The 25,836-nt window shown below is 65.3% G+C and carries 21 protein-coding genes; 12 read left to right on the top strand and 9 right to left on the bottom strand.

Features of this window, described 5'->3' with window-relative positions; translation table 11 throughout:
* Positions 1–170: 170 nt before the first annotated feature.
* The 3 genes from bla to AC1DS0_RS04425 all read right to left on the bottom strand — a co-directional run bounded on the left by bla (position 171) and on the right by AC1DS0_RS04425 (position 4,274).
* Positions 171–1,181 (bottom strand): class A beta-lactamase, encoded by a 1,011-nt coding sequence (gene bla / locus AC1DS0_RS04415; protein ID WP_476813170.1) that lies wholly within the window; start codon positions 1,179–1,181, stop codon positions 171–173.
* A gap of 71 nt (positions 1,182–1,252) precedes the next feature.
* Complete coding sequence (gene serA / locus AC1DS0_RS04420; RefSeq protein WP_476813171.1) at positions 1,253–2,842, bottom strand: phosphoglycerate dehydrogenase; 1,590 nt, start codon at positions 2,840–2,842, stop codon at positions 1,253–1,255.
* Positions 2,843–3,095: 253 nt separating this feature from the next.
* A complete protein-coding gene (locus tag AC1DS0_RS04425; RefSeq protein WP_476813172.1) occupies positions 3,096–4,274 on the bottom strand; it encodes a phosphoserine transaminase in 1,179 nt (392 codons plus the stop codon).
* Between the two features lie 154 nt (positions 4,275–4,428).
* Between AC1DS0_RS04425 and AC1DS0_RS04430 the strand changes: the two genes are divergently transcribed.
* The 4 genes from AC1DS0_RS04430 to AC1DS0_RS04445 all read left to right on the top strand — a co-directional run bounded on the left by AC1DS0_RS04430 (position 4,429) and on the right by AC1DS0_RS04445 (position 8,580).
* Positions 4,429–6,015 (top strand): AAA family ATPase, encoded by a 1,587-nt coding sequence (locus AC1DS0_RS04430; protein WP_476813173.1) that lies wholly within the window; start codon positions 4,429–4,431, stop codon positions 6,013–6,015.
* Between the two features lies 1 nt (position 6,016).
* Entirely contained in the window at positions 6,017–7,069 is a 1,053-nt protein-coding gene (locus tag AC1DS0_RS04435) for a hypothetical protein (RefSeq protein ID WP_476813174.1), read from the top strand.
* Positions 7,070–7,727: 658 nt separating this feature from the next.
* Positions 7,728–8,081, top strand: a complete 354-nt coding sequence (locus AC1DS0_RS04440) for a hypothetical protein (RefSeq protein ID WP_476813175.1) — start codon at positions 7,728–7,730, stop codon at positions 8,079–8,081.
* Positions 8,082–8,316: 235 nt separating this feature from the next.
* Positions 8,317–8,580, top strand: coding sequence for a hypothetical protein (locus tag AC1DS0_RS04445; protein WP_476813176.1), 264 nt, complete (start codon positions 8,317–8,319; stop codon positions 8,578–8,580).
* 153 nt (positions 8,581–8,733) lie between these two features.
* Here AC1DS0_RS04445 and putA read toward each other — a convergent pair whose 3' ends face one another.
* Complete coding sequence (putA, locus tag AC1DS0_RS04450) at positions 8,734–11,826, bottom strand: bifunctional proline dehydrogenase/L-glutamate gamma-semialdehyde dehydrogenase PutA (protein WP_476813177.1); 3,093 nt, start codon at positions 11,824–11,826, stop codon at positions 8,734–8,736.
* Between the two features lie 113 nt (positions 11,827–11,939).
* Between putA and AC1DS0_RS04455 the strand changes: the two genes are divergently transcribed.
* From AC1DS0_RS04455 to AC1DS0_RS04465, 3 genes are all read left to right on the top strand, one after another.
* Entirely contained in the window at positions 11,940–12,413 is a 474-nt protein-coding gene (locus tag AC1DS0_RS04455; protein WP_152012054.1) for an Lrp/AsnC ligand binding domain-containing protein, read from the top strand.
* A gap of 185 nt (positions 12,414–12,598) precedes the next feature.
* The gene (locus AC1DS0_RS04460) at positions 12,599–13,663 is read left to right on the top strand and encodes an ABC transporter substrate-binding protein (RefSeq protein WP_476813178.1); all 1,065 of its coding nucleotides are present in this window, start codon (positions 12,599–12,601) and stop codon (positions 13,661–13,663) included.
* 124 nt (positions 13,664–13,787) lie between these two features.
* Positions 13,788–15,404 carry an acyl-CoA synthetase gene (locus tag AC1DS0_RS04465; protein WP_476813179.1) on the top strand — a complete coding sequence of 539 codons (1,617 nt, stop codon included), beginning with the start codon at positions 13,788–13,790 and terminating at the stop codon, positions 15,402–15,404.
* Here the strand turns inward: AC1DS0_RS04465 and AC1DS0_RS04470 are convergent.
* From AC1DS0_RS04470 to AC1DS0_RS04485, 4 genes are all read right to left on the bottom strand, one after another.
* Entirely contained in the window at positions 15,376–16,464 is a 1,089-nt protein-coding gene (locus tag AC1DS0_RS04470; protein WP_476813180.1) for a GNAT family N-acetyltransferase, read from the bottom strand. The genes AC1DS0_RS04465 and AC1DS0_RS04470 overlap by 29 nt on opposite strands.
* A 310-nt stretch (positions 16,465–16,774) precedes the next feature.
* Positions 16,775–17,896, bottom strand: coding sequence for a CobW family GTP-binding protein (locus tag AC1DS0_RS04475; RefSeq protein ID WP_476813181.1), 1,122 nt, complete (start codon positions 17,894–17,896; stop codon positions 16,775–16,777).
* A gap of 6 nt (positions 17,897–17,902) precedes the next feature.
* Positions 17,903–18,820, bottom strand: a complete 918-nt coding sequence (locus tag AC1DS0_RS04480) for a DMT family transporter (protein WP_476813182.1) — start codon at positions 18,818–18,820, stop codon at positions 17,903–17,905.
* A 14-nt stretch (positions 18,821–18,834) separates the two neighbouring features.
* Positions 18,835–20,403, bottom strand: a complete 1,569-nt coding sequence (locus AC1DS0_RS04485; protein WP_476813183.1) for a D-alanyl-D-alanine carboxypeptidase family protein — start codon at positions 20,401–20,403, stop codon at positions 18,835–18,837.
* A gap of 188 nt (positions 20,404–20,591) precedes the next feature.
* On the opposite strand from AC1DS0_RS04485, the gene AC1DS0_RS04490 reads away from it, so the two are divergent.
* From AC1DS0_RS04490 to AC1DS0_RS04510, 5 genes are all read left to right on the top strand, one after another.
* Complete coding sequence (locus AC1DS0_RS04490) at positions 20,592–21,494, top strand: EamA family transporter (RefSeq protein ID WP_476813184.1); 903 nt, start codon at positions 20,592–20,594, stop codon at positions 21,492–21,494.
* A gap of 69 nt (positions 21,495–21,563) precedes the next feature.
* Positions 21,564–22,514: a hypothetical protein gene (locus AC1DS0_RS04495; protein WP_476813185.1), complete on the top strand. Its 951-nt coding sequence runs from the start codon at positions 21,564–21,566 to the stop codon at positions 22,512–22,514.
* Positions 22,511–22,906: a DUF4087 domain-containing protein gene (locus AC1DS0_RS04500; RefSeq protein WP_476813186.1), complete on the top strand. Its 396-nt coding sequence runs from the start codon at positions 22,511–22,513 to the stop codon at positions 22,904–22,906. Before AC1DS0_RS04495 ends, AC1DS0_RS04500 begins: the two co-directional genes overlap by 4 nt.
* A 215-nt stretch (positions 22,907–23,121) precedes the next feature.
* The gene (locus tag AC1DS0_RS04505; RefSeq protein WP_476813187.1) at positions 23,122–24,291 is read left to right on the top strand and encodes an acetyl-CoA acetyltransferase; all 1,170 of its coding nucleotides are present in this window, start codon (positions 23,122–23,124) and stop codon (positions 24,289–24,291) included.
* 61 nt (positions 24,292–24,352) lie between these two features.
* Positions 24,353–25,546, top strand: a complete 1,194-nt coding sequence (locus AC1DS0_RS04510; RefSeq protein WP_476813188.1) for an MFS transporter — start codon at positions 24,353–24,355, stop codon at positions 25,544–25,546.
* 3 nt (positions 25,547–25,549) lie between these two features.
* Here the strand turns inward: AC1DS0_RS04510 and AC1DS0_RS04515 are convergent, their stop codons facing one another.
* Positions 25,550–25,813 carry a BolA family protein gene (locus tag AC1DS0_RS04515; RefSeq protein ID WP_476813546.1) on the bottom strand — a complete coding sequence of 88 codons (264 nt, stop codon included), beginning with the start codon at positions 25,811–25,813 and terminating at the stop codon, positions 25,550–25,552.
* Positions 25,814–25,836 lie beyond the last annotated feature (23 nt).

Raw genomic sequence — 25,836 nt, forward strand, 5'->3', positions numbered from 1 at the left:
ATTTCGTCACCGATTGTGTGCGGCGGGCATGCGCGCCGCGCGCGGCGTCCGTGTTGGGCGCTCCAGCTTCGCGCCAGGACGCCCAGGTAACCCAGTGCGCATGCGTTAGATTCGCATGCGCACCGATCAAGGAGAATCCCAATCAGGACTTTTCCGCCAAGCAGGGACCGCTAGCGCAAGCTCTCCACCGCCAGCTTCGCGACCGCCTGATGCGCCGCCTCGCGCTCCTTCTCGCCGACCTGCGCGCCGGCGAGATAGACCGCGATGGCGAAGCGGCGCCCATCCGGCAGGGTGACGATGCCGATATCGTTGGTGGCGTGGTTGAGCCCGTCGGCGCTCGGTCCGAGGCCGGTCTTGTGGGCGAAGCGGGCGCCTTTCGGCAGGCCGGCCCTGATCCGGTTCGGGCCAGTCTTGGCCTCCAGCATGATCTTGTCGAGCAGCGCGGCGTGTGCCGGTTCGCGCAACCAGTTGCCCTTGGCGAGGCCTTCGAGGAAGGCGATCGAGGCATCCGGGGACGCGGCGTCGCGCTTGTCGGTCAGCGTCGCCGCGAGGCGCTTCTTTCGCTCGGCGGCCGGGATCGCGTTGATCGCGGCGTAGAACCTGGCGGTGTCGATCGCCTGGTCCCAGCCATAGCCGGGCAGACCCAGGATCTCGGGCTGGAAGACGCGCTCATAGCGGTCGACCGAGATGCCGGTGACGCCGCCGTCCTTGAGGATCGCGGTCAACGCCTGCGGGCCGCCGATGAGGCGCAGCAGCAGATCGGCGGCGGTGTTGTCGCTCTCGGCGGTCGAGCGCGTCAGCAGCTCGCGCAGCGGATAGTCGTTGCGCTCGCCCTTGAAGGCCTTGGCGAGCGGGCTGTGATAGAGCGAGAGATCGTTGCGGGTGACGGTAATCTTCTGGTCGAGCTTGAACTTGCCGGCTTCGACTGCCTGCAGCACGCCGATGGCGAGCGGCAGCTTGAACACGCTCTGCAGCGGGAAGGGCTCGGACCCGCGATAGGACCAGCTCTTGCGGTCCTTGAGGTCGATCAGGCCGACGCCGATGCGGCCCTTCGTGCTCTGCTCGATGGTCTTGATGCCGGCATCGAGCCTGGCCTTGTCCCAGTCGGCGAAGGCGGGGGAGGCGGCCAGAATAGCAAGGGCGGCGGAGCAGGCGTAAGCGAAGGCAAGGCGGGTCGGCATGAAAAATCCCCTGTGGTGGCGCCACAGGGGAGGGAGATTGCGGCGCCGTTTGGGCGCGATCCGGGCGGCCGTCAGAACTTCAGCCGGCGCGCCCGCTTCACCATCGGGATCTCGTGGATCTTGGCGAGCAGCTCGTCCGAGATCGCCTCGTCGACGGCGACATAGCAGATCGCGTCGCCGCCCGGCTTGTCGCGGCCGAGATTGAAGGTCGCGACGTTGACGCCGGCATCGCCGAGCAAGGAACCGAACTGGCCGATGAAGCCCGGCTTGTCGGCATTGCGGACATAGAGCATGTGCGGCGCGAACTCGGCGTCGACCTGGATGTCGCGGATCTCGATGATGCGCGGCTTGCCGTCATGGAAGACCGTGCCCGAGGCATGGCGCGGCATGTCCTCGGCCTCGACGACGATGCGGATGACGCTTTCGAGATTGCCGGCGACCTCGCGAGTCAATTCCTCGACGACGATGCCCTTTTCCTTCGCCACCATGGCCGAGTTGACCATGTTGATCTCGGGCAGGAAGGGCCGCAGCACGCCGGTGATCGCCGCCGCCGAGATCGCCTTCAGGTTCAGGGCCGCGACCGCGCCCTCATACTCGATCCGGATGCCCTTGACCGGCGCCTCGGTGAGCTGGCCGAGGAAGGAGCCGAGCTTTTCGGCCAGGTCGACGAAGGGCTTGATCCGCGGCGCCTCCTCGGCCGAGATCGAGGGGAAGTTCACCGCATTGGTGATCGCGCCCTTGAGCAGATAGTCACTCATCTGCTCGGCGACCTGCAGGGCGACGTTCTCCTGCGCCTCATTGGTCGAGGCGCCGAGATGCGGGGTGCAGACGACATTGTCGAGGCCGAACAGCGGGTTCGATTCAGCCGGCTCCTGCGAGAACACGTCGAAGGCAGCTCCCGCGACGTGGCCGGACTTGATGAGGTCGGCCAGCGCGGCCTCGTCGACCAGCCCGCCGCGGGCGCAGTTGATGATGCGCACGCCCTTCTTCGTCTTGGCGAGATTCTCGGCCGAGAGGATGTTCTTGGTCATCGCCGTCATCGGCACGTGCAGCGTGATGAAGTCGGCGCGCTTCAGCAGGTCCTCCAGCTCGACCTTTTCGACGCCCAGCTGCACCGCCCGTTCCGGCGAGAGATAGGGGTCGAAGGCGATGACGCGCATCCTGAGGCCGATGCCGCGCTCGGCGACGATCGAGCCGATATTGCCGCAGCCGATCAGGCCGAGCGTCTTGGCCGTGATCTCGACGCCCATGAAGCGGTTCTTCTCCCATTTCCCAGCTTGGGTTGAGAGATCTGCAGACGGGATCTGGCGCGCCAGCGCGAACATCATCGCGATGGCATGCTCGGCGGTGGTGATCGAATTGCCGAAGGGCGTGTTCATCACGATCACGCCGCGGGCGGTCGCGGCCGGGATCTCGACATTGTCGACGCCGATGCCGGCGCGGCCGATCACCTTCAGCTTGGTCGCGGCCTCCAGCAGCTTGGCGGTCGCCTTGGTGGCCGAGCGGATGGCGAGGCCGTCATAGTCGCCGATCACAGCGGCGAGCTTGTCCTTGTCCTTGCCGAGGGCCGGATCGAAGGTCACGTCGATGCCGCGATCCTTGAAAATCTGGACGGCGGCGGGGGAAAGGGCGTCGGAGATGAGGACGCGGGGTTTGGTCATCGGGATGGCTCCGGCAGCGCGCCGCAAGCGGTCGCGCGCGTGAATGGGGAGGCGCGTTCCTTCTCCCCTCGGGGGAGAAGGTGGCTCGGCGAAGCCGAGACGGATGAGGGCCGGCGGGCGAGAGCTCACGACAAACGTCGCGCTGCCCTCACCCCAACCCTCTCCCCATCGAAGTCGGCTGTTGCCGACTTCGACACTTTGAGTGCTGATCTCGGGTATACCCGAGATCAGTGGGAGAGGGGGCGCGTCGAGCTTACGCCGCCTTCTTGCCGAGCCCGGCCTTCGCTTCCGCGAACGCATACGCGATCCACGGCAGCAGCGCCTTCAGGTCGCGCGACTGCACGGTCGCGCCGCACCAGATGCGCAGGCCGGGAGGAGCGTCGCGGTAATGGCCGAGATCGTAGCCGGCGCCGGCCTTCTCGATGATCGAGACCACCTGCTTGGCGAAGGCCGCCTGCGCATCGGCCGGCAGCGCCGTCACCGCCGGGTCGGTGAACTTCAGGCACACCGAGGTGTTCGAGCGCGTCTTCGGCTTCAACGCGAGGAAGTCGATCCAGTCGTTCTCGCGCACGAACTTGGCGATGACGCGGGCGTTGCCATCGGCACGCTTCACGAGGCCGTCGAGCCCGCCGACCTTCTTGGCCCAGGCCAGCGCATCGAGATAATCCTCGACCGCGAGCATGGACGGCGTGTTGATCGTCTCGCCGGCGAAGATGCCCTCGGAGAGCTTGCCGCCCGAGGTCATGCGGAAGATTTTCGGCAGCGGCCAGGACGGCTTGTAGGTCAAGAGCCGCTCGACCGCACGGGGCGAGAGCACGATCATGCCATGCGCGGCCTCGCCGCCGAGCACCTTCTGCCAGGAGAAGGTGACGACATCGAGCTTGGGCCAATCGAGCTTCTGGGCGAAGGCGGCCGAGGTCGCGTCGCAGATCGTCAGCCCCTCGCGGTCATCGGCGATCCAGCTGGCGTCGACGACGCGCACGCCCGAGGTCGTGCCGTTCCAGGTGAAGACGACGTCGCGGTTCTTGCTGTCGACCTTCTTCAGGTTCGGCAATTCGCCATAGGGGGCGGTGAAGGTGCGCACATCCGCCAGCTTGAGCTGCTTGGCGACGTCGGTGACCCAGCCCTCGCCAAAGCTCTCCCAGGCGACCATGTCGACGCCGCGGGCGCCCAACATCGACCACATCGCCATCTCGACGGCGCCGGTGTCGGAGGCCGGCACGATGCCGATGCGGTAATCGGCCGGGATCTGCAGCACCTCGCGCGTCAGGTCGATCGCGAGTTTGAGCTTGTCCTTGCCGATCTTGGCGCGGTGCGAGCGGCCGAGCGCTGCATCACCAAGGGCCTTGAGGGTCCAGCCGGGGCGCTTGGCGCAGGGGCCGGACGAGAAATGCGGCACGCGCGGGCGCGCAGCCGGAATCGTATTCGCCATCGATGTCTCCATCCTTACAGATGGGCGCGCCGCGTTGGGGCGGCGTGTCCCGTCGATGGGCGTAGGATGGCGGGGCGGGGGGAGTCAAGCGGGGGGCAATTGACGCGGCCGAGCCGATTTGCACTCATGCCGCGTACGAGAGCAGGGGGGCTGCATGTTACGATTCGGAGTCGCGAATCTGCGACGTCTTCGCGACGTTAAGAGCGTTGATCTGAAACGCATAAACTTGCTGGTCGGCAGGAATAGTAGTGGCAAAAGTACGTTTCTGAGAATGTTTCCGCTTTTGCGGCAATCTCTTATGACACGCACGAGTTCTCCCATACTTTGGTATGGAGATTATGTCGATCTTGGTAATTTTTCTGGCGTTGTAAGCAATAACGATATAGAAAACAGTATCATATTTCGCTTTGGCGTAGACAATATAGCGCTATCGCCTAGGAATATTTATAGAGAATCCGGATATTATTATGGTTACTCTTACGGAAGATACATAGATTCAGCAGATATAGAGCTGTACTTGTCGGAATTTGAACAAAAAACCAGAATATCGCGTATTGTCTCTCATTTTTATAATGGGGATGTCAATTTTGACTTGGAAGTGGATGAAAATTTTCAAGTATCCTCAATAAAATTCAATGATGAGGATGTGGGAAATTTTTACGCCGGATATAAGGTAATCGTTCAACAGGGTGCAATTTTTCCAGAAATTGCCATAAGAAATTCTGCAATAGATGACGCGTTCGGCACTCAGTTCGTTGGAATAGAGGCGCCTCTCAGCCCTGTTCTGGCGCGTATTTTATCTGTCCATTTGGATAAGCGGCTTTCCGATGAAAAATTAAAAGAGATTGCTGCTCAGTTTCTTCTTATGCCTAAATTTGACGATGAATCTTTTATTGTTTGTGAAAATGTCACTAAAACAGGCTCATTTAGAAAATTTCTTCGTGATGTTAGAACAAAAGACGAGCGTCGGCTAAAATTTCTTCTCAGAAAGATATATTTTTCGAACCAGGTTGCGATACTGCTTACTGCTGCCTTTCGAAAGCTTCGAGAGGTAATGATGAACACTCTATATATTGGCCCCGCCCGGGCTAGAAGCGAAAGATATTATCGATATCAAGACTTAGCTGTATCTGAAATCGATTCGGACGGCAAGAATTTTCCGATGTTTCTGAATTCATTGAACGCTGAGCAGAAAGATAGTTTTTCTAATTGGGTCCGAGAACGATTCGGATATGGTGTTAACGTTTCTCAGGAGCAAGGCCATATTAGCATCAGTTTGACAGTAGGAGATCAGGTCACAAATATTGTTGACACAGGCTATGGTGTATCACAGATACTTCCGGTTCTTGGCCAAATATGGTGGGCATTGAACCGTGAGCGTACTGTTGGTCCGCGGCAGCGCGAGCAATCCTCTATCCTGTTGATTGAGCAGCCGGAGTTGCATCTCCATCCTGCGCATCAAGCATTGATTGCGGACGCTTTTGTTGGAGAGCGGCGCCTGGAAACGAAATCACAAGATGTTTCTCAATTGGCATTCATAATAGAAACACACAGCGAAGCCTTGATTAACAGAATAGGTGAGCTTATTTACCAAGGTAAAGTTGACTCTTCTGATATCCAAATTTTGATATTTGACTCAAGCAAGGATGAAAACAACGAAACAAAGGTAGATACGGCTACATTTGATAGTAGTGGAGGTCTTGTTAATTGGCCTTATGGTTTTTTTCAGGCGGATATCTGATATGCTGTTTGATTTTCGTTTGTCTGAGGATGAAATTGCTACCATAGAGCCGGACTCTTTTTTTAGAGGTATTTCTGAGATTTTGAGATCTCATAGACTTGGCCATCATTTGTTTGTTATCGATCGAAAATTAGGAGAGTGGCTGGCCTCTAGTTTGCCTTTGAATGACTCCGAGAAGGCAATACTTCGCCGAATTATTTCTGAATACGCCCAATTTGGAAATTTGAAGAACCACGCGGATATCTATGCATGTATAAAAGGTAATGATTCTGAGATTTATGGAGATGGAAATGTGCTATATTTTCCATTCTCGATTCTTAATAAGCCATATTTTCTAGACAGAGTCGCCTTAATTACCGAAAATTCTTCGAATGACGGAAGGTTAATACGAGCAATTATCGAAAATGTCGCCCGTAGAAGAGGGCTCGGAAAAGTGAATTTTGAGTTGATAAACGGGGGCGGAACTACAGTAGAGGCTGTTGCAGCCAATCTAATCGACGATGGTCGACTGATTACAATTGTTCTAGATTCAGATTATCATATGCCAAAAGATGAGCCCCCTGCCACTGTTAGGCGTCTAGTTGCGCTGTCTACTGATAGAAATTGGCCGTTCGTATTCTCGTCAGCTCTCCCTTGTAGAGAACTCGAAAATGTCATTTCCGTCGACATAGTCGCGAAACTTGCTTGTTCAGTAGAGAAGAAAGATGTCTTCGACGCGATACGAAAGATTGCGGCAAATGAGAATAAATTAAAACCTGATATTCGTAAGGGCGATTTCTGGAGGTTCTTCGACACGAAGAAAGGATTGGACAAGAAAAAGATAGATTCTCTTTCGGAGATTGAGCAAAAATGGCTTGTTTCTAGATTAGAGCTTGCGGGTTGCGATGGAATTGGTGCCATTAGCGAGCGTATAATTCAGACATTGTTGGCAGACGGGCAGGCGATGATGTCGCTTGCGTCCGAAGTTGTTAAGCCGGAGTGGTGGCAAGAGTTTGGTGAATGTTTGGGTCCTTCGCTTTGGATTGGTGTCGCAGCCCAGCGTGTTCGAACATAGAGTCAGCCGAACTTCTCATCGCATGTCGTTGTAGGAGGAAGGTTTCTACGCCGCCTCGACGAGGTTCGTTCGCTCGGCGAGGATTGCCTTAAACTTTATCCCCGCCTCCCAAACCTCCCGTATAATGCCGCGCATCCCATCCCCGAGGGGCGGCCATCCGGAGGCATGTCGTTTGGCGGGGTGGGTGCGGCGCCTGCGGGCGAGGGTTGCGCCTCGCTCCCGGGAGGCTTCGGGAACCGACCTGGGGACACTACGATCCCTGCGCGAGGAGCTCGCTAGACCGCGCCGGCTCACACCGGCGTGACAGAAGCGCGGCCCGGAGCTTTCAAATCGCCGCTTGGCGGAGCGCCACGGGGCGTGCGGATGGTGGCTCAATCCATCCGCGCCGCTTCCTGGCTCAATGGAAGCGGATATCCAAACCAGCGCCTCGCGGCGCTCCGCTGCCCCTCACATGCGACAACGCCCGCAGGATGAGCCTGCGGGCGGGGAAAAGCTTGGGCGCCTTCCTTCTCCCCTCGGGGGAGAAGGTGGCAGCGCGTAGCGCTGACGGATGAGGGAAGTCCAGCTCGCGACTCAGCGCTCATCCGGTCGTCCCGCCCTCATCCCCTGCCGGACCTTCTCCCCCGAGGGGAGAAGGAGGCTGACTGGAGGACACCCCATGCCTCGCAATCCCGACCATCGTGGTGCGACAAAGGAGGAGTTCGAGCACTTCCAGCGCCGGCGGCCGATCGCGCTGCGCAGCGTGGCGACGCAGCTGGAATGCTGGCGCTATCTCTGCACCCTGCCGGACTGCCGCCGGGCCAAGGCCTGCGTCGGGCCCGGTGGCGAGCATTGCGCCACTACCTTCCTGCGGACCTGCTTCAGCGACGCGGAGCGCGCCACCCTCAAGGAAGCGCTCGGCCTGCGCCTCGCCGGCCTCTCCGCAGATGCGGCCTGGGAAGAGGCCGAGCGGCGGGTCGCATGGCATGAGGCGAGGGGCGAGGCGGCCGAGACGCTGTGGGGCGAGGGGTAGGCGCCGGCATCACCCCTCTTCCGTCATGGTCGCCCTTGTGGCGACCATCCACGTCTTCGCCCGGCCTCGACCGGATGCCCGGAGGCATTCTTGGCGGACGCGTCTGCGATTGGCGGCGCAAGACGTGGATGGTCGGGACAAGCCCGACCATGACGGGGGAGGAAGAGGCCCCGCGCTCTTTGCCGGCAGGCTGCTATAAGCGCGGCTCAAACATGATTCACGGAAAGCCCGCGCCATGGCCAGGAAGACCCCCGAACAGCTCACCAAGGAATTCGAAGGCCGCAAGGCCAAGGGGTTGGCCAAGGGCGGCGCGGCCTATTGGCCGAACGTGCTGTCGAACGCGGTGCTGAAGCTCGTCGCCGCCGGCGGCGAACTCAGTGTCACGGCGCTGGCCGAGCGCGTCGCGCAAGAGGGGCAGGTGACGGATCCGGCGGTCAAGGCCGGGGCCGAGGAAGCGCTGGCCCGGCTGAAGCAGGCGGCGGCGCGCGCGGCGGAGTAGGGTTCTTCCTTCTCCCCTCGGGGGAGAAGGTGGCAGCGCGCAGCGCTGACGGATGAGGGAAGGACGGCTCACCCGGTCGAGGCGCCCTCATCCCCCTGCCGGGACCTTCTCCCCCGAGGGGAGAAGGGCGCTGTCACGGGAGAAGGAGGCTAGTCACTCCCCCATCGCGATCAGGCTGGCATTGCCGCCGGCCGCCGCGGTGTTGATCGTCACCGTCTGCTCGGTGGCGAAGCGGGGCAGGTAGTTCGGGCCGCCGGCCTTGGGGCCGGTGCCTGAGAGGCCGTGGCCGCCGAAGGGCTGCACACCGACGACCGCGCCGATCATGTTGCGGTTGACATAGATGTTGCCGGTCGAGAGCCGGTCGACGACCAGCTCGACCGTGGTCTCGATGCGCGAATGCAGGCMGAAGGTCAGGCCGTAGCCGGTCGCCTCGATCTCGGCGAGGACCTTGTCGAGCTGGCCCGCCTTCCAGCGCACGACATGCAGGATCGGGCCGAAATGCTCGGCGGCGAGGTCGGCGACCTTGTCGAGCCTGATGATGTGCGGGGCGACGAAGGTGCCGGGCAGAGCCGGCGTCTTGCCGGCGTAAGTCACGCGGCCGGCTGAACGCATCGCGGCGATATGGGCGTCGAGGCGCTCCTTGGCGGCGGCGTCGATCACCGGGCCGACATGGGTCTCGATGGCGCGCGGGTCGCCCAGCGTTAGCTCGCGGGCGGCGCCCTCGATCATCTCGACCATCTTGTCGGCGACGTCCTCCTGCACGACGAGCAGGCGCAAAGCCGAGCAGCGCTGGCCGGCCGAACGGAAGGCGGAGAGGATGACGTCGTCGGCGACCTGCTCGGCCAGCGCGGTGGCGTCGACGATCATGGCGTTGAGGCCGCCGGTCTCGGCGATCAGCGGGACGATCGGGCCGTCCTTGTTGGCAAGCGCGCGGTTGATGGCGCGGGCGGTCGCGGTCGAGCCGGTGAAGGCGACGCCAGCCACGTCCTTGTGTGCGACCAGCGCTGCGCCGAGCTTGCCGTCGCCGGGAGCGAAATGCAGCGCAGTCTTGGGGATGCCGGCCTCGTGCAGGAGGCGCACGGCGAGCGCGGCGATCAGCGGGGTCTGCGGCGCCGGCTTGGCGACGACGCTGTTGCCGGCGACGAGCGCAGCGGCGACCTGGCCGACGAAGATCGCGAGCGGGAAGTTCCAGGGAGCGATGCAGACGAAGGGGCCGCGGCCGCGCAGGATCAGGCGGTTCTCCTCGCCGGTCGGGCCGGGCAGGGCGGTCGGCACAGCGAACCGGCTTTCAGCCTCGGCCGCGTAATAGCGCAGGAAGTCGACGGCTTCGCGGAGTTCCGCGATGGCGTCGTCCAGCGTCTTGCCGGCCTCGGACTGGAGCAGCGCCAGGATCGGGCCGCGGCGCGCTTCCATCAGGTCGGCGGCCTGGCGAAGGCTAGCGGCGCGGTTGCGGGCGGGCGTCGCGTTCCAGGCGTGGAAGCCGGCCCTGGCGGCGGCCATCGCCTTCTCGGCGCTGGCGGCATCGCCCTCGGTGACGCGGCCGACCGGCTTGCCGTCGATCGGCGAGAGCACGTCGCGGGCGGTGCCGGTGCCGGGCTTGCCGTCGATCAGGGGCACGGCTTCGGCCACAGGCTTGGCCGCGGCGGCGTGGATCTCGGTGAGCAGGCCGGCGAGGCTCTGCGCATCGCCGAGCTCGACGCCGGCGGAGTTGCGGCGCGAGGTGCCGTAGAGCTCGGCCGGCAGCGGGATGCGGCGATGGCGGGCGGCGCTGGGCGAGCCGATCAGGTCGGCCGGCGGCACCAAGAGCTGGGCGACCGGCACGTCCGGATCGCCCGAGACCGAGACGAAGGAGGAGTTCGCACCGTTTTCGAGCAGGCGGCGGACGAGATAGGCGAGCAGGTCCTGATGGCCGCCGACCGGCGCATAGGTGCGGCAGGCGAAGCCGGCATCCGACTGCAGCAGGCGCTCATACAGCGCCTCGCCCATGCCGTGCAGGCGCTGGAACTCGAAATTCTCGGCGTCGCCGGCGAGCTCGGCGACGGTCGCGACGGTCAGCGCGTTATGGGTGGCGAACTGGGGAATGATGCGCGGGCGCAAAGCGAGCAGCTGCCTGGCGCAGGCTTCGTAGTTCAGGTCGGTCATCGCCTTGCGGGTGAAGACCGGATAGTCGGGCAGGCCGCGCTCCTGGGCGCGCTTCAGCTCGGTGTCCCAATAGGCGCCCTTGACCAGGCGGACCATCAGCCGGCGGTCATAGGTCTTGGCCAGAGCAGCGATGTGGTCGATTACCGCCGCGGCGCGCTTCTGATAGGCCTGGATGGCGAGGCCGAAGCCGTCCCAGCCGGCGAGTGAGGCGTCGGCCATCACCGCGGCAATGACGTCGAGCGAGAGCTCGAGCCGGTCGGCCTCCTCGGCGTCGACGGTGAAGTTGAGATCGTATGTCTTGGCCTGGCGGGCGAGCTCGATCACCTTCGGTGTCAGCTCGGCGAGCACGCGCTCGCGATTGGTCGCCTCATAGCGCGGATGCAGGGCCGAGAGCTTGACCGAGATGCCCGGCCGGTTCGGCAGCTTGTCGTTGCCGGCGGAGCGGCCGATGGCGTCGATCGCGTCGGCATAGGAGGCGTAGTAGCGGTCGGCGTCTCCTTGCGTGCGGGCGCCTTCGCCGAGCATGTCGAAGGAGTAGCGGTAGAGCTTGCCCGAGCCGGAACGGGCGCGCTTCAGCGCCTCCTCGATGGTCTGGCCGAGGACGAAATGATTGCCCATGACGCGCATCGCCTGGCGCGTCGCGGTGCGCACGGCGGGCAGGCCGAGGCGCTTGGAGAGGTTGCCGATGATGCTGGTCGGGGTCTCGCCCGGCTGGATGATGCGGGCGGTGATCCCGAGCGCCCAGGACGAGGCCGAGATCAGGAAGGCGTCCGACTTGGATTCGTGATGGGCGAAGTCGCCTTGGCCGAGCTTGTCCTCGATCAGCCGGTCGGCGGTGGCGGCGTCGGGCACGCGCAGCAGCGCCTCGGCCAGCACCATCAGCGCAAGGCCCTCCTTGGTCGAGAGCGAGTATTCGCGCAGCAATTCCTCGATGCCGCCGAGGCCGACCTTGCGGGTACGGATCGCGTCGACCAGCGAGGTGGCGCGGGCGTCGATCCTCGCCTTGGCCAGGGGATCGCGGCGGCCGCCGGAGAGCAGGCGACCGGCGATCGCGGCATCGTCCTCGGCATAGGGGGCGTGGAAGACGGGCGCAGGGGCGGCCATGAAGAGAGCTCCGGGTCTCGGCGGCGGGATGATCTGCAGAATCATCGCAAGTGGGCTGGATATCAATGGAGATTTCGGCGAAGATATAGTGATTTATCTCGTAGGAAATTTATATGGCAGAGAATAATCCGGTTCTCGATAGAACCGACCGGCGCCTGCTCGCGCTGCTCCAGAACGACGGCCGTGCCGCGGGCGTCGAGCTGGCGGAAAAGGTCGGGCTTTCGCCGACCGCGACCGGCGAACGGCTGAAGCGGCTGGCGCGCGAGGGCTTCATCACCGGCTACCGCGCTACGCTCGATCCGGTGAAGCTCGGCCTGCACCTGCTGGTCTTCGTCGAGGTCTATCTCGACAAGACGACACCCGATGCGTTCGAGCGCTTCGCGGCGGCGGTGAAGCGGGCTCCCGAGGTGCTGGAATGCCATATGGTCGCCGGCGGCTTTGACTATCTGGTCAAGACCCGCGTCGCCGACATGAACGCCTATCGGCGCTTTCTCGGCGAAGTCCTGCTCGCGCTGCCGGCCGTCCGCGAGACGCGCACCTATGCGGTGATGGAGGAGGTCAAGACCGACGGCGCGCTGCCGTTGTGACTCCTGCAGCACTGCCGCAGAAAAACGTAACCATTTCCGCGATTTCGCCGCGTTCTCGCCCTGTTGACGCTTGACCTGCCGGCTAGGGAAGTCTTGGTTGCGTTGCGTCTCCGGTATGGTGCTCCGTGAGCCCTGTCGGAGAGGCACTTGCGTCCATGTCGGCTATGGTCGCTCCGGAGTTTGCCATGTCCGTTGCCATGCCCCTGCCTGGCGCGCCGATCTCCCGGCGCGGGTTCGGGCGTTTTCTCGCAGGAACCGGGCTTGCCGCCTGGGCCGGGCTGCACAACGCGCCCGTCGCTGCCGCTACGATCCCGCTGCGCTTCACGCTCGACTGGCGCTTCGAAGGACCGGCGGCGCTGTTCCTCACCGCCCTCGATAAGGGCTATTTCCGCGAGGAGGGGCTGGACGTCACGATCGAGCCCGGAACGGGCTCACGCGAAGCGATTCCGCGGGTTGTGACCGGCGGTTTCGATGCCGGCTTCGGCGATGTGAACTCGCTGATCCGCTTCCGCGACGAGAGCCCGGCCGTCGATCTCAAGGCGGTGATGATGGTCTATGACCGGCCGCCCTTCGCGATCGTCGGGCGCAAGAGCCGCGGCATCACGACCGATCCCCGGAGCCTCGAAGGCAAGAAGCTCGGGGCCCCCGCCGCCGACGGTGCCTTCGCGCAATGGTCGGTGTTCAGGAAGGTCAACGGCATCGACGATGCCAAGATCAAGCTCGAGAATATCGGCTTTGCCGTGCGCGAGCCGATGCTGGCTTCCGGCGAACTCGATGCGATCTTCGGCTTCGCCCACACCTCCGTGATCAACATGAAGGCGCGCGGCGTGCCGGCCGAGGATATCGTCACCTTGCTGATGGCCGATCATGGCATCGAGCTCTACGGCAATGCCGTGATCGTCTCACCGAAGCTGCTCGCGGAGAAGCCGCAAGCGGTGCGCGGCCTGCTGCGGGCGATCACGCGCAGCGTTCGGGACGTCGTCGCCGCGCCGGAGGCGGCGATCGCTGGGGTGATCCAGCGCAATGAGGGCGCCCGCCCCGAGATCGAGCTGGAGCGTCTGAAGATGGCGCTCGACCACTATGTGATGACGCCCGGCGTCAAGGCGAACGGCTTCGGCAGCATAGACAAGGCGCGCTGGCAGAAGGGGCTCGATCAGATCGGGCTGACCGTCTCGTTCAAGGACAAGGCCAAGGCCGGCAACGCCTTCGCCGAAGGCTTCCTGCCGGCGGAGGCCGAACGGGCGTTCTGACCGGCAGAGCAGTTGACCTTAGGCCAAGGTGACAGCGGCTTTCGGCTTCGCCTATCGTGCGCCGCTTTTTGCAGGAGCAGGCGCCGACCGGCGCTTGCTCGATCCGTCATCCTGGGCCTGCCGCATGCTTCCCGACATTCGTGACTATGAGCGTCTGCGCGCGGCCTTCCGCTGGCGGATTCCGGAGCGCTACAATATCGGCGTCGATTGCTGCGATCGCTGGGCAGCGGTCGACCCCGGGAAGATCGCGATCCTCGAGGTTCAGCCCGACTGGTCGGTCGTGCCGGTCAGCTATGGCGAGTTGCGGGCGCAGTCGAACCGCCTTGCGAATGCGCTGCGCAAGCGCGGTGTCGGCGAAGGCGATCGGGTCGCGATCCTGCTGCCGCAAGGGCGCCTGGTCCCGATCGCGCATATGGCAGCCTACAAGCTCGGCGCCATCGCGGTGCCGCTGGCGGCGTTGTTCGGGGCGGACGCGCTGTCCTATCGCCTGCGCGATTGCGGGGCGAAGGCGCTGATCACCAATGCTGCCGGGCTCGCCAAGTTCGGCCAGATCGAGGAGCCGCTGCCGGATCTCGAACTGGTGATCTCGGCCGATGGGCCGGACGGAGGGGCCGAAGGGCTCGCGCGCCTGCTGGAAGTTGAAAGCGACGATTTCGCGCCGGTCGACAGCGGGCCGGACGACCCGGCACTGATGATCTACACCTCCGGCACCACCGGCAACGCCAAGGGCGCGCTGCATGGCCACCGGGTGATGCTCGGCCATCTGCCGGGCGTGGAGATGCCGCATGAATTCCTGCCGCAGCCGGGCGATCTGCTCTGGACGCCGGCGGACTGGGCCTGGGCCGGCGGCCTGCTCAACAATCTCCTGCCGGCGCTGCATCACGGCGTCCCGATCGTGGCGCGGCCGGCAGCGAAGTTCGATCCCGATGAAGCGCTCCGGCTGATGGCGGATCTCGGTGTGCGCAACTGCTTCATCCCGCCGACGGCCCTGCGCATGCTGCGCGCGGTCGAGAATCCGCGCGGACGCTATGACCTCAAGCTGCGCACGGTCGCCTCGGGCGGCGAGGCGCTGGGGGCCGAGACGCTGGCCTGGGGCCGCGAGAAGCTCGGCCTGACGATCAACGAGTTCTACGGCCAGACCGAGTGCAATCTCGTGCTCGCCTCCTGCGCCGACATCGGCGTGGTCAAGCCGGGCTTCATCGGCAAGGCCGTGCCGGGCCATGAGGTCGCGGTGATCCGGCCCGATGGCAGCATCTGCGAGCCGGAGGAGGAGGGGCAGATCGCGGTGCGCCGGCCCGACCCGGTGATGTTCCTGCACTACTGGCGCAAGCCCGAGGCGACGGAGGCCAAGTTCATCGGCGACTGGATGACGACGGGCGACCAAGGCTCGCAGGATGCGCAGGGCTATATCCGCTTCGTCGGCCGCGACGACGACGTCATCACCTCGTCAGGCTACCGGATCGGGCCGAGCGAGATCGAGGACTGCCTGCTGCGCCATCCGGCGGTGGCGCTCGCAGCGGTGGTCGGCAAGCCTGACGCGCTGCGCACCGAGATCGTCAAAGCCTTCATCGTGCCGAAGGCGGGCTACTCACCATCGAAGGAACTCGTGGCGGAAATCCAGGGCTTCGTGCGCGAGCGGCTCGCGGCGCATGAATACCCGCGCGAGATCGAGTTCCGCGAGGAATTGCCGATGACCACCACCGGCAAGATCATCAGGCGGCTGCTGCGCGACGCCGGGTGAGGGGCGTCGCGCGGCGCGGGGCCTTCGCGGTCGCGGACAGGCGGATGTCGCCGAGCCGTTGCGGCAGCGTAACGGCGTGGAGGCCTGGCAGGTCGGCGAGGATCTCGCGCTGGCGGCCGCGTCGGCCAAGCCAGGCGACGAGCTGGGCCAACGGGGCGAAGCTGACGAAGCGCTCGTCCTGCGTGCCCGAATAGAGCCAGAGGCGCGGGCTTTTGCCGATCAGTATCGCGCCGGCGATCGGCTTGTCGTCGAGGCTCAGCAGGCCGACCCGGCAGCGATGGCTGCGCGCCAGATTACGGGTCATGGCGCGCAGGAAGGCGCTTTCGCGGATATCCTGGAGCGCAGCGCCGCCGGCGCGCGCCAGCGAGCCTGAAGCTTCGAGCGCCAGATGGAGCTCGACCATGTCGCGCAGGTCCTGGCGCGAGCTGGATTCGGCAAAGGACAGCTTGCCATGGCGTGACAGGCCATGACGCAGGGCTGCGAGATCCGGCGTGGCCGGGGAGGTGGGCGCGGAGGCCGGCTCAACGGCAGCGGCATGGCCGGTGCGCTGGGCTGCCTGCAGCACGCCGTGCAGCAGCGGGCCGTCCAGATCGAGGCGGTTCAGCTGCAAGTTCTGCGTATCGGCGAGGCCCCAGCGGCCGGGGGCGTGAAGCAGGGCAGCGATGACGTGTTCCACCTGGTCGATGTCGATCAGCGGCGTGGCGAGGCCGAGCCGGGGATTGTTCCAGCCGATCAGCTCGTCCTGGCCCAGCAGCCTGCGCCGGAGGCGGGCCGGCACGAAGCCGAGCAGGCGGCGTGGCGCGGCCGGGCCATCCCAGAACAGCAGCACAGAGACGTCGCGGAAGTCGACGAGATGCTGCGCGGCGGGCAGGGCGAAATCGGGCTCACAGAATGGGTTCGGCTCGATGGCGCGGCCGGCGAGGTCGCGCCATTCGGCCTCGATGGCGGCGCAGGCAGCAAGCGGGCGGCGCTCGATCGTGAGGCCAGCCGGCCCAGCGACGGCATTCCGCTTCGGCACGGTCTCGTCCGGCGCAGCCGGGAATGCAGCGAGGTTCGGCATGGCGCAGCCCTTTCGCGGCTCGCCCCGCTTCGGTGCGCTTCCGTGCCGGATCGGCACGGAAGCGCGGTGCGGGGCAGGGGTCTGCGCGTGACGAACCAAGAAACGGGCCGGCGGAATTTTGAGCAGTGGACCCTCGGCGTCATTCCGGGGCGGCGCGCTAGCGCCGAGCCTGGAACCCAGAATCGATGCCGTCTCCAGGGAAGCTGGCGGATGCCGCGCATTGTGGTCGCGCGCATCGGTTCTGGATTCCGGGCTCGGCGTTAGCGCGCCGCCCCGGAAAGACGCAGGAGAGGCCCGATGCCGTAGCGCCTCAGGCGTGATGGTGGTGGTGAGGCTCGGATTGGGCGGGGCTGGGACGGCCGAGGAAGGCCGACCAGAGCCGGGCGACCGTCTCTTCCTCCAGATCCTTGACGATCAGGACGAGGCGGGAGCGCCGGTCGGCATCGGGCCAGGTCGGCAGCAGCACCGGCGGATGCAGGATCTGCTGGACGGCATGGACGAGGAGCGGCCCTTCGGGGTGCTCGGCGAGCGCAACCAGCCCCTTCAGCCGCAGCAGCTTTGCGCCATGGGTCGAGCGCAGCAGGGTCCAGAACAGGTCGAAGGTCGCCTCGCGGATCGGCGTCTCCGCTGTCAGGGTGAAGGCCCGGATGCTGGCGTCGTGGCGGTTGACGTCGTGGTGATGATGGCCGTGGCCGTCGTGATGGTGGTGCCCGTGGGCGTCGCCATGATCGTGGTGGTGATCGTGGCCACCTACGGCTTCCGCCGCGAGCCAGCGCCGCAAGTCGTCCGGGCGTTCGGCGATGTCGTAGAGGCCAGCGCCGATGATCGCTTCGGCAGGGGCGTCGGGAGGCAGGATGGCGATGCCCGGATTGAGCTCGCCGAGCCGCTTGCGTAGTGCCGCGACCGCTGCGCCGTCTGTCGCGATGTCGGCCTTGGTCAGCACCAGCCGGTCGGCGGCGACCGCTTGCCGGAGCGCCTCGGGGTGAGCGTCGAGCGTCGCCATGCCGTTGACCGCGTCGACCAGCGTGACGACGCCGTCGAGCTTGAAGCGCATGGCGAGATAGGGATGGTTGATCAGCACGTTGAGGACCGGCGCGGGGTCGGCGAGGCCGGTGGTCTCGATCACCAGGCGCCTGAACGGTGCGACGCGGCCATTGTCGAGCCGGCGCAGCAGGTCCTCGAGCGTGACGATCAGGTCGTCGCGAATGGTGCAGCACAAGCAGCCCGAGGCGAGCAGGATCATGCCGTCCTCGATGCCCTCGACGAAGAGGTGGTCGAGGCCGATCTCGCCGAACTCGTTGACCAGCACGACCGTGTCGGCCAGCGCCGGGTCTTTGAGCAGGCGGTTGAGCAGGGTGGTCTTGCCGGCGCCGAGGAAGCCGGTCAGCAGCGTCAGCGGGATCGGCGCGGGGCGTGAGGGCTGCTCGGACATCGGGCATCAGGTTCCGGGCGCGGCCACCGCCGGCAATCGGCGGGCTCGCTTTTGTTCCAATATTACATTGGCGATGATCGCGGCGACGACAAGAGCACCGCCGGCATATTGCAGCGCGCCGACGCGCTCGCCGAGGAAGACAGCGGCGATCGCCACGGCGAAGACCGGCTCGGCGCAGAATGCGAGTGCGGTCGGGCCGGGCGCGACGCGGGCGAGCGCCATCACCTGGAGCAGGAAGCCGATCAGGTAGCCGCCGATGGTGATCGCAACCGCGACTGGTGCGAGCAGCAGGGCTGAAGGCGGCTGGAACAGGCCGGTGAGGGCGAGGATCGCCAGCGTCACCGGCAGGATGACGAGATGCGACCAGAACAGCTTCGGCACGATCCCGGTGTCGGCGCAACGCGCCGCCGAGAAGAACTGCACTGCGGCCAGCACGCTCGCGGCGAGTGCGAGCGCGAGCCCACGCGGGTCGAGCCCGTGCCAGTCCGGCCCGACCACCATGGCGACGCCGAGAAAGGCGACAAGTGCGATCACGACCCGGTCGAGGCTGAAGCGGGCCGGGGTGAGGAACGGCTCGGCGAGCACGATCAGGATGGGAAAGGTATAAAACACCACGGCCGCCACCGTGATCGGCAGGAAGGCGACCGAGGAAAGATAGGCGCAGGCGGTGAGCGCCGTGCTCAGGCCGAACAAAGCGAGCGCTGACCAATGTCGGCGCGGCACGACGAGGCTGGCGCGCCAGATCAGCGCTGCGCCGACGACGAGCGCCAGCATCAGGAAGACGCGGTAGAAGACGATGAGCGGCCCGCTCAGACCGGCATGGCCGGCGAGCTGGGCGCTGACGATGTTGGTGCCGAAGGCCGCGGCGGAGCCGAGCGCCAGGGCAAGGCCATGCTGGGCCGAGGACGCGCCGCGCTCCTGCACGTCACGCTGCCGGATCAGGCGTCGGGCTTGCTGGCGTCAGGCTTGGCGGCGGGCTTCGCCCCCGGGCGGGCCGGCGGCTTCACCAGCGGCTTGGCCTGCGCCTGGCTCGGCTTGGCCTTGGCCGGTTCCGCCTTCTCCTGCTTCGACCTGGTCAGCAGCGGCTTGCCGGCCGGCTTGTTCGCGGCCTTGATGCCGGCGGCTGCGCCCGGGCGCAGGCTGGCGGGCGTCGCGGCGCCGGGCTGGATCGCGCCCTGCAGACGCAAGGGACCGGAGCCGAGCGCGGCTGCAGCAGGCCGTTCTTCCGGCGTCGGCGCGACCGGCGCGAAGGCGGAGGAGGTGGGCGGGATCGCGCCGTTGCGCGAGAAGGTGCGGTTGCCGGCGACGAGGCCGGCGGCGACGGGCGCGCCCGGCTGGATCGTCTCGCGCGCGACCTGGGTGTCGGGCCTGGCGACGGCATTGGCGGCGAGCGGCGCGGACGCCGAGCCGGGCGTGCGGCCGAAGGAAACCTGGATCGGCTCGAACTTGGCGCGCGGGCCGAGCGTGATGCGGCCGGAGGGGGCGCGGGTCAGCACCGAGCCGGAGGAGCCGCCCTGCGATGTGGCGACGGCAAAGCGGTCGGAGGTTCCCTCGGCATTGCCGCCGACGCCGCTGTTGGTCGAGATGAAGCTGATCGGCCCCGATGTCTCGGCGTCGTCGCCGAGCGCGTGGCCACCGCGGCGGACGCTGTCGCAGATGCTGTAGGCGCGCCCGCCATTGCCGGCCGGCATGCTGGCGATGCTGCCGCCGAAGCCGCCCCATTTGCCAAAGCCTTCATCGAGCAATTGCGCAGCCCTGACGGTGCGCTCCGCGCCGGAGCTGGCGCCCATGACGACGGCGATCAACGTGCGGCCATTGCGCGTGGCGGTGGTGACGACGTTGAAGCCGGAGGCGCAGACGAAGCCGGTCTTCATGCCGCTGATGCCGTAATAGCGGCCGACCAGCCCGTTGGTGTTGTTGAGCACCTGCTTGCCGAGCTGGACCGCGCCGGTGTTCCAGTAATCGGAGTACTCGCCGAACTCGCTCATCAGCGCCATGGCGAGCACCGCGAGGTCGCGGGCGCTGGTCTGCTGGTCGGGGTGGTGCCAGCCATTCGGGTTGACGAAATGGGTGTCGGCCATGCCGAGCCGCCGGGCTTCGGCGTTCATCATCGAGACGAAGGTCTCGACATCGCCGCCGACGCCTTCAGCGATGACATAGGCGATGTCGTTGGCCGACTTCACCATCATGATGCGCATGGCGTTGTCGAGCGTGATCTCCTGCCCGGCCTTGATGTAGACCTTGACCCGCGGCTGGCTCGCCGCCCGCTTCGAGGCGGGGATCGCGGTCTCAAGCCCGAGCTTGCCCGCGCGCACGGCCTTGAGCGCGAGATAGAGCGTCATCATCTTGGTAGTGGAGGCCGGATGCCAGGCCTGGGTCGGGTTCTCGCTCGACAGGACGGCGCCGCTCGAGGCGTCGACCACCACGCTCGTGCCGGCTTCAGCCGGAGCGGCGACAGCGAGGAGCGAGGCGAACGTGGCGCCGGCAGCGAGGCGAAATGAGATCATCGGCAGAGGTCTTGAACCTGTCTTGGCGGGAGTCGAGGGCTTCAACGCGACGCTTGAGGCATTTTCGAGACGGCGGGCGACAATCCTGCCTCGCTGATGACGCATACCTACCCCTCATCGGGTGATTTGCCTAGCGGGGCGTGGCGGTCCAAAGCATCCGCGGTGCTTTTTCTTCGGGATGCCAGCGCGTGAGTCTCAGCCTTCTGTGGATACCGGTGACGCTTGCCGCCTCGCTGCTCCAGACTGCGCGCAACCTGACCCAACGCTCGTTGACCGAAGTGATCGGCGTCGTCGGGGCGACGCAGGTCCGTTTCCTGTTCGGCCTGCCCTTCGCGCTGCTATTCCTCGTCCTGGTCTGCCTCGCCAGCGGCACCCTGCCGCCGGTGCCTGACTCGCGCGCCTTCGGCTTTGCCGTCTTCGGTGCGCTGACGCAGATCCTCGCCACCGCGCTGATGCTGGCGGCGATGCGCGAGCGTTCCTTCGCGGTGACGACCGCCTACACCAAGACCGAGCCGGTGCAGGTCGCGCTGTTCGGGGCGGCGCTGCTCGGCGACGCGCTGGGCTGGCCGAAATTCGCGGCGATCGTCGTCGCCACCGCCGGCGTCGTGCTGATGTCGTGGAAGCCGGGCGACAAGCTCAGCGCGGCGGGGATGCGCCCGGCGGCGCTCGGGATCGGTGCCGGCGCGGCCTTCGCGCTCTCGGCGATCGGCTTCCGCGGTGCGATCCAGGCGCTGCCGGAGGGGCATTTCCTGATGCGGGCGACCACGATCCTCGCTCTCGGCCTGGCGCTGCAGACCTTGCTCCTGACGCTCTACATGCTCGTTGCCAACCGCCCGGCGTTGATCCTCAGCCTGCGCAACTGGCGTCGCTCGCTCACCGCCGGCTTCCTTGGCGCAGCCGCGTCACAATGCTGGTTCCTCGGCTTCTCGCTGACGACCGCGGCCAATGTGCGCACGCTGGCGCTGGTCGAGGTGCCGCTGGCGCAGATCGCCTCGCGCCGGATCTTCTCTGAAGGCACGAGCTGGCGCGAACTCCTTGGCATGGCGATGATCGTCGCCGGTGTCGGTGCTCTACTTCTGCTGGCGATTTAAAAACCGAGACACGGATTCGTCGCAGTCGCTCCCTACCGCTTCCGGACGACGGGCCTGCGGAGATGGATGATGGCGACGAACTATCACTATGTCGGAACCTACGACGAACGCATCTTTGAGCAGGAATTCAGGGAGCGCTTCGGCAAAAGGCCGCAGATCGCCAATACGATTCCCAACGCGCTCGTCTTGCTGCGCCTGATCAGCCGGGACACCAACATCACCGATGTTCGCTGGGCCGCCTACATGCTGGCCACCGTCCTGATCGAGACGACGGACCGTCTCGACCAACTCGTGCCCGCCAAGAACAAGAAGGGCAAGCCGCTGCTCGACAAGGCGGGGAAGCCGGTGCTGCTGAAGCGCCAAACATGGTTGATGGTGATGGCGCCGATCGATGAGGTCGGCCACGGCAAGAAGAAGGACTATCACGAGCCGGTCAAGGTCGCGAAGCTCGCGGATGGCAGCGTTCGTATCACCGAGCAGGATGGCGACCAGTTCAAGGTCACGACGACCGGCAAGATTTCCAAGCTGACCAAGGGCGCCACAATGGGATCGCCCGATGGCGGGGCCGCAGCCAAAGTCTATAACGACGACACTGGCGAGGAGCACGCTTACTACGGTCGCGGCTATGTTCAGCTGACCTGGTGGTCGAACTATATCAAGGCCGGGATTGCCCTCGGCAAAGGCCTCGATCTGTTGCTCGACCCTGAGTCGGTCAAGGTTCCCGCCACGGCTTACGCGCTCATGTCGCACGGTATGTGCACAGGTTTCGGCTTCGCCAATGGCCGCACATTCTCGACCTATTTCAGCGGCAAGTCGCGCAACTATGTCGGTGCGCGTGCCATGGTAAATGGCTCGAACAGAGCCAAGGAGATCGCCGAGATCGCCGAAATTTTCGAGGCGATCCTGCTGGCTGCCGGGCCGCAGCGGCCGGGCAAATTCCCGCCGCCGATCGATTCCAGCCTCGCCGGCATGCCGCTGCCGGGCGAGCGGTTCTCCGGCTCGTCGAGATTCTTCCAATGAGCCGCCAATGGTTCGTGGCAGCCGCTGTGGCTGCTCTGACCCTCGGTCTCGGGACGGGCATTGCGGCGGCGCAGCAGCCTGGCAACGAACAGCGCTGCGGCTGGTTCGACAATCCGAGCCCGGGCAATGCCTGGCTTCATGACAAGGATGGCCGATGGACGGTCGCGATCCAGGGCGATCATCAGGCGAAAGGCGACTGGCCGCCAGTCTACAAGCCAGGCGAATGGCGCAGAAGCGGCGGTTACAGCTATGGCTATGGCTGCGCTTGTCTGATGGTGAAGGTTGATGCCGAGGAGAAAAACATCCTCGAGATCGTCTCGTCCAAGGGACGGCCGCTATCGGTCTGCCGCAAGGACAAAGCCCTGTCCGCCGTCGAGAAGAAGTTGCGCTGACGCCGGGCCGATCGATCGACGGGCCGATTCCCGCCATACTCCGCCATGTCCTGTCCGCAGAGGCGGCTCCCGATTCGCTACGCAATGGACCGGCTTGACTTGCTCCGGTTTCCGTTGGCCTTTCCTCGCACAGGAGGAATGCGCGCTTGCCGGCTTGTGGCCACGAGTGCGCGGAGGCAGATATAGTGTATCTGCACATCAACCAGGAGATGGCTATGAGCGCTGCAATCGTCGGCTGGGCCCACACGCCTTTCGGTAAGCAGGATACCGAGACGGTCGAGAGTCTGATTGTTCGCGTCGCCACCGACGCGCTGGTCGATGCCGGCATCACCGCCGACCAGGTCGACGAGATCGTGCTCGGCCATTTCAACGCGGGCTTCTCGGCCCAAGACTTCACAGCCTCGCTCGTGCTGCAGGCCGACCCGGCGCTGCGCTTCAAGCCGGCGACGCGTGTCGAGAATGCCTGCGCCACCGGCTCGGCCGCGGTGCATCAGGGCGTGCGCGCCATCAAGGCCGGGGCGGCCAAGGTCGTGCTGGTCGTCGGCGTCGAGCAGATGACCACGACGCCCGGGCCGGAGATCGGCAAGAACCTGCTGAAGGCCTCCTATCTCGCGCAGGAGAGCGACGTGCAGGGCGGTTTTGCCGGTGTCTTCGGCAAGATCGCCTCGTCCTATTTCCAGCGCCATGGCGACCAGTCGGACGCGCTCGCCATGATCGCGGCGAAGAACCACAAGAACGGCGTCGACAACCCCTACGCCCAGATGCGCAAGGATCTCGGCTACGCCTTCTGCCGCGAGGAAAGCGAGAAGAACCCTTACGTCGCCGGCCCGCTGAAGCGGACCGACTGCTCGCTGGTCTCGGACGGCGCCGCTGCGCTGGTGCTCGCCGATGAAGAGACCGCCAGGACCCTGCGCCGCGCCGTCGGCTTCCGCGGCATGGCCCATGTCCAGGACTTCCTGCCTCTGTCGCGCCGCGACATCCTGAAGTTCGAGGCGGGCGCGCTCGCCTGGCAGCAGGCGCTGGCGCAGGCCGGTGTCGCGATCGAGGACCTCTCCTTCGTCGAGACGCATGACTGCTTCACCATCGCCGAGCTGCTCGAATACGAGGCGATGGGCCTGACCAAGGAGGGCGAGGGCGCCCGCGCCATCAAGGAAGGCTGGACCCAGAAGGACGGCAAGCTGCCGGTCAACGTCTCCGGCGGTCTCAAGGCCAAGGGCCATCCGATCGGCGCGACAGGCGTCTCCATGCATGTGCTCTCGGCCATGCAACTCGTCGGCGAGGCGCCGGAGGGCATGCAGGTGAAGGATGCCCGCCTCGGCGGCATCTTCAACATGGGCGGCGCTGCGGTGGCGAACTACGTCTCGGTGCTCGAGCGGGTGAAGTGAGGCGAGGGACTGCCGGCGAACTCACGTCGGCGGTCATTTTGAAATTGGCCGGAGGGGCGGCGTGATCATCTTCTTCGCGCTGCTGCCGGCCTATGTGCTGTCGATCTTCTACCGCTCCTTCCTGAGCGTGATTGCCGCGCCGGTGATGGGCGATCTCGGTATCGGGCCGGCCGAGTTCGGCTTGCTCGGAGCCTCCTGGTTCATCGCCTTCGCACTGGCGCAGTTTCCGGTCGGCTGGGCGCTCGATCGGCTCGGGCCGCGCCGGACGGTGGCGGTGACCATGACGATCGGCAGCGTCGGCGCCGTCCTGTTCGCGCAGGCCGGCAATGCCAACACCGCCACAGCCGCGATGGCGCTGGTCGGGATCGGCTGCTCGCCGATCTTCATGTCGTCGCTCTACCTGTTCGCGCGGACGGAGGCGCCTGCGCGCTTCGGCCTTTTGACCTCGATCTTCATCGGTCTCGGCTCACTCGGCAATCTCGCCGGTGCTGCGCCTTTGGCGCTGGCGGCGCAGGCCTATGGCTGGCGCCCGACCATGCTCGCCTTTGCCGTGGCCTTCCTGCTCGCGACCGTGCTCGCAGCAGTGCTGGTGCGCGATCCACCTGAAGTCACCGACGCTTCGGGCAAGCATGAAGGGCTGCTGCAGGGGCTGAAGAGCATCATTGCGATCGGGCCGCTCTGGCTGCTCGCACCGATTACCCTCGTCGGCTACGCGATCATCGCGACGGCGCGGGGGCTGTGGATCGCGCCCTATATGACGCAGGTCCACGGGCTCGACGGCATCGCCGCCGGCCATGCGGCGCTCGGCATGGCGACGATGATGGTCGTCGGCGCCTTCGTCTATGGCGCGCTGCAGAAGCGCGCGGGTCGCAGCAAGGCGCTGGTCGCCTGGGGCACCGTAGCCACAGGAGTCTGTTTCGCGCTCCTGGCCCTGGCCGGTGCGCAGTCACTGGCTGGAGCCATCCTGCTTTTCGCCATCATCGGTGGGACAGGCTTCACCTACGCCATCCTGATGGCGCATGCGCGCCAGTTCTTCCCCGAGCATCTGGTCGGGCGCGGCATGACCTTCGTCAACTTCCTGTTCATCGCCGGAGCCGGCTTGATCCAGTGGGGTTCCGGCTGGTTCGTGGCGGGCCAGCGGGCCAGCGGGCGCGACGCGGCATTGGCCTTCGCCAACATGCATTGGGGCTTTGCGGCGCTGCTGCTGGTCTCAACGGCGATCTATCTGGCCGCGCCGGAACGCAAGGCTGCCTGAGGCTCAGGCTTCGCCCGGTGCCCGCGCCGCGATCGCCAATGCGTGCACGCCACCGGCGAGTTCCTCGGAGAGCGCGGCGTTGATCAGGCGATGGCGTTCGAGCCGGCTCTTGCCGGCGAAGGCGGGCGAGACGATCTCGACGCGGAAATGCGTCTCGCCGCCCTCGCGCCAGCCGGTATGGCCATGATGCTGGTGGGATTCGTCGATCACCTTGAGATGCTCGGGCGTGAGTTGCGCGGTGAGCTTGCCGGCGATCCGGTCGGCCATGGTCGGCATGCGGGTTTCTCTGC

This window comes from Allobosea sp. P4_H5, assembly GCF_056400825.1.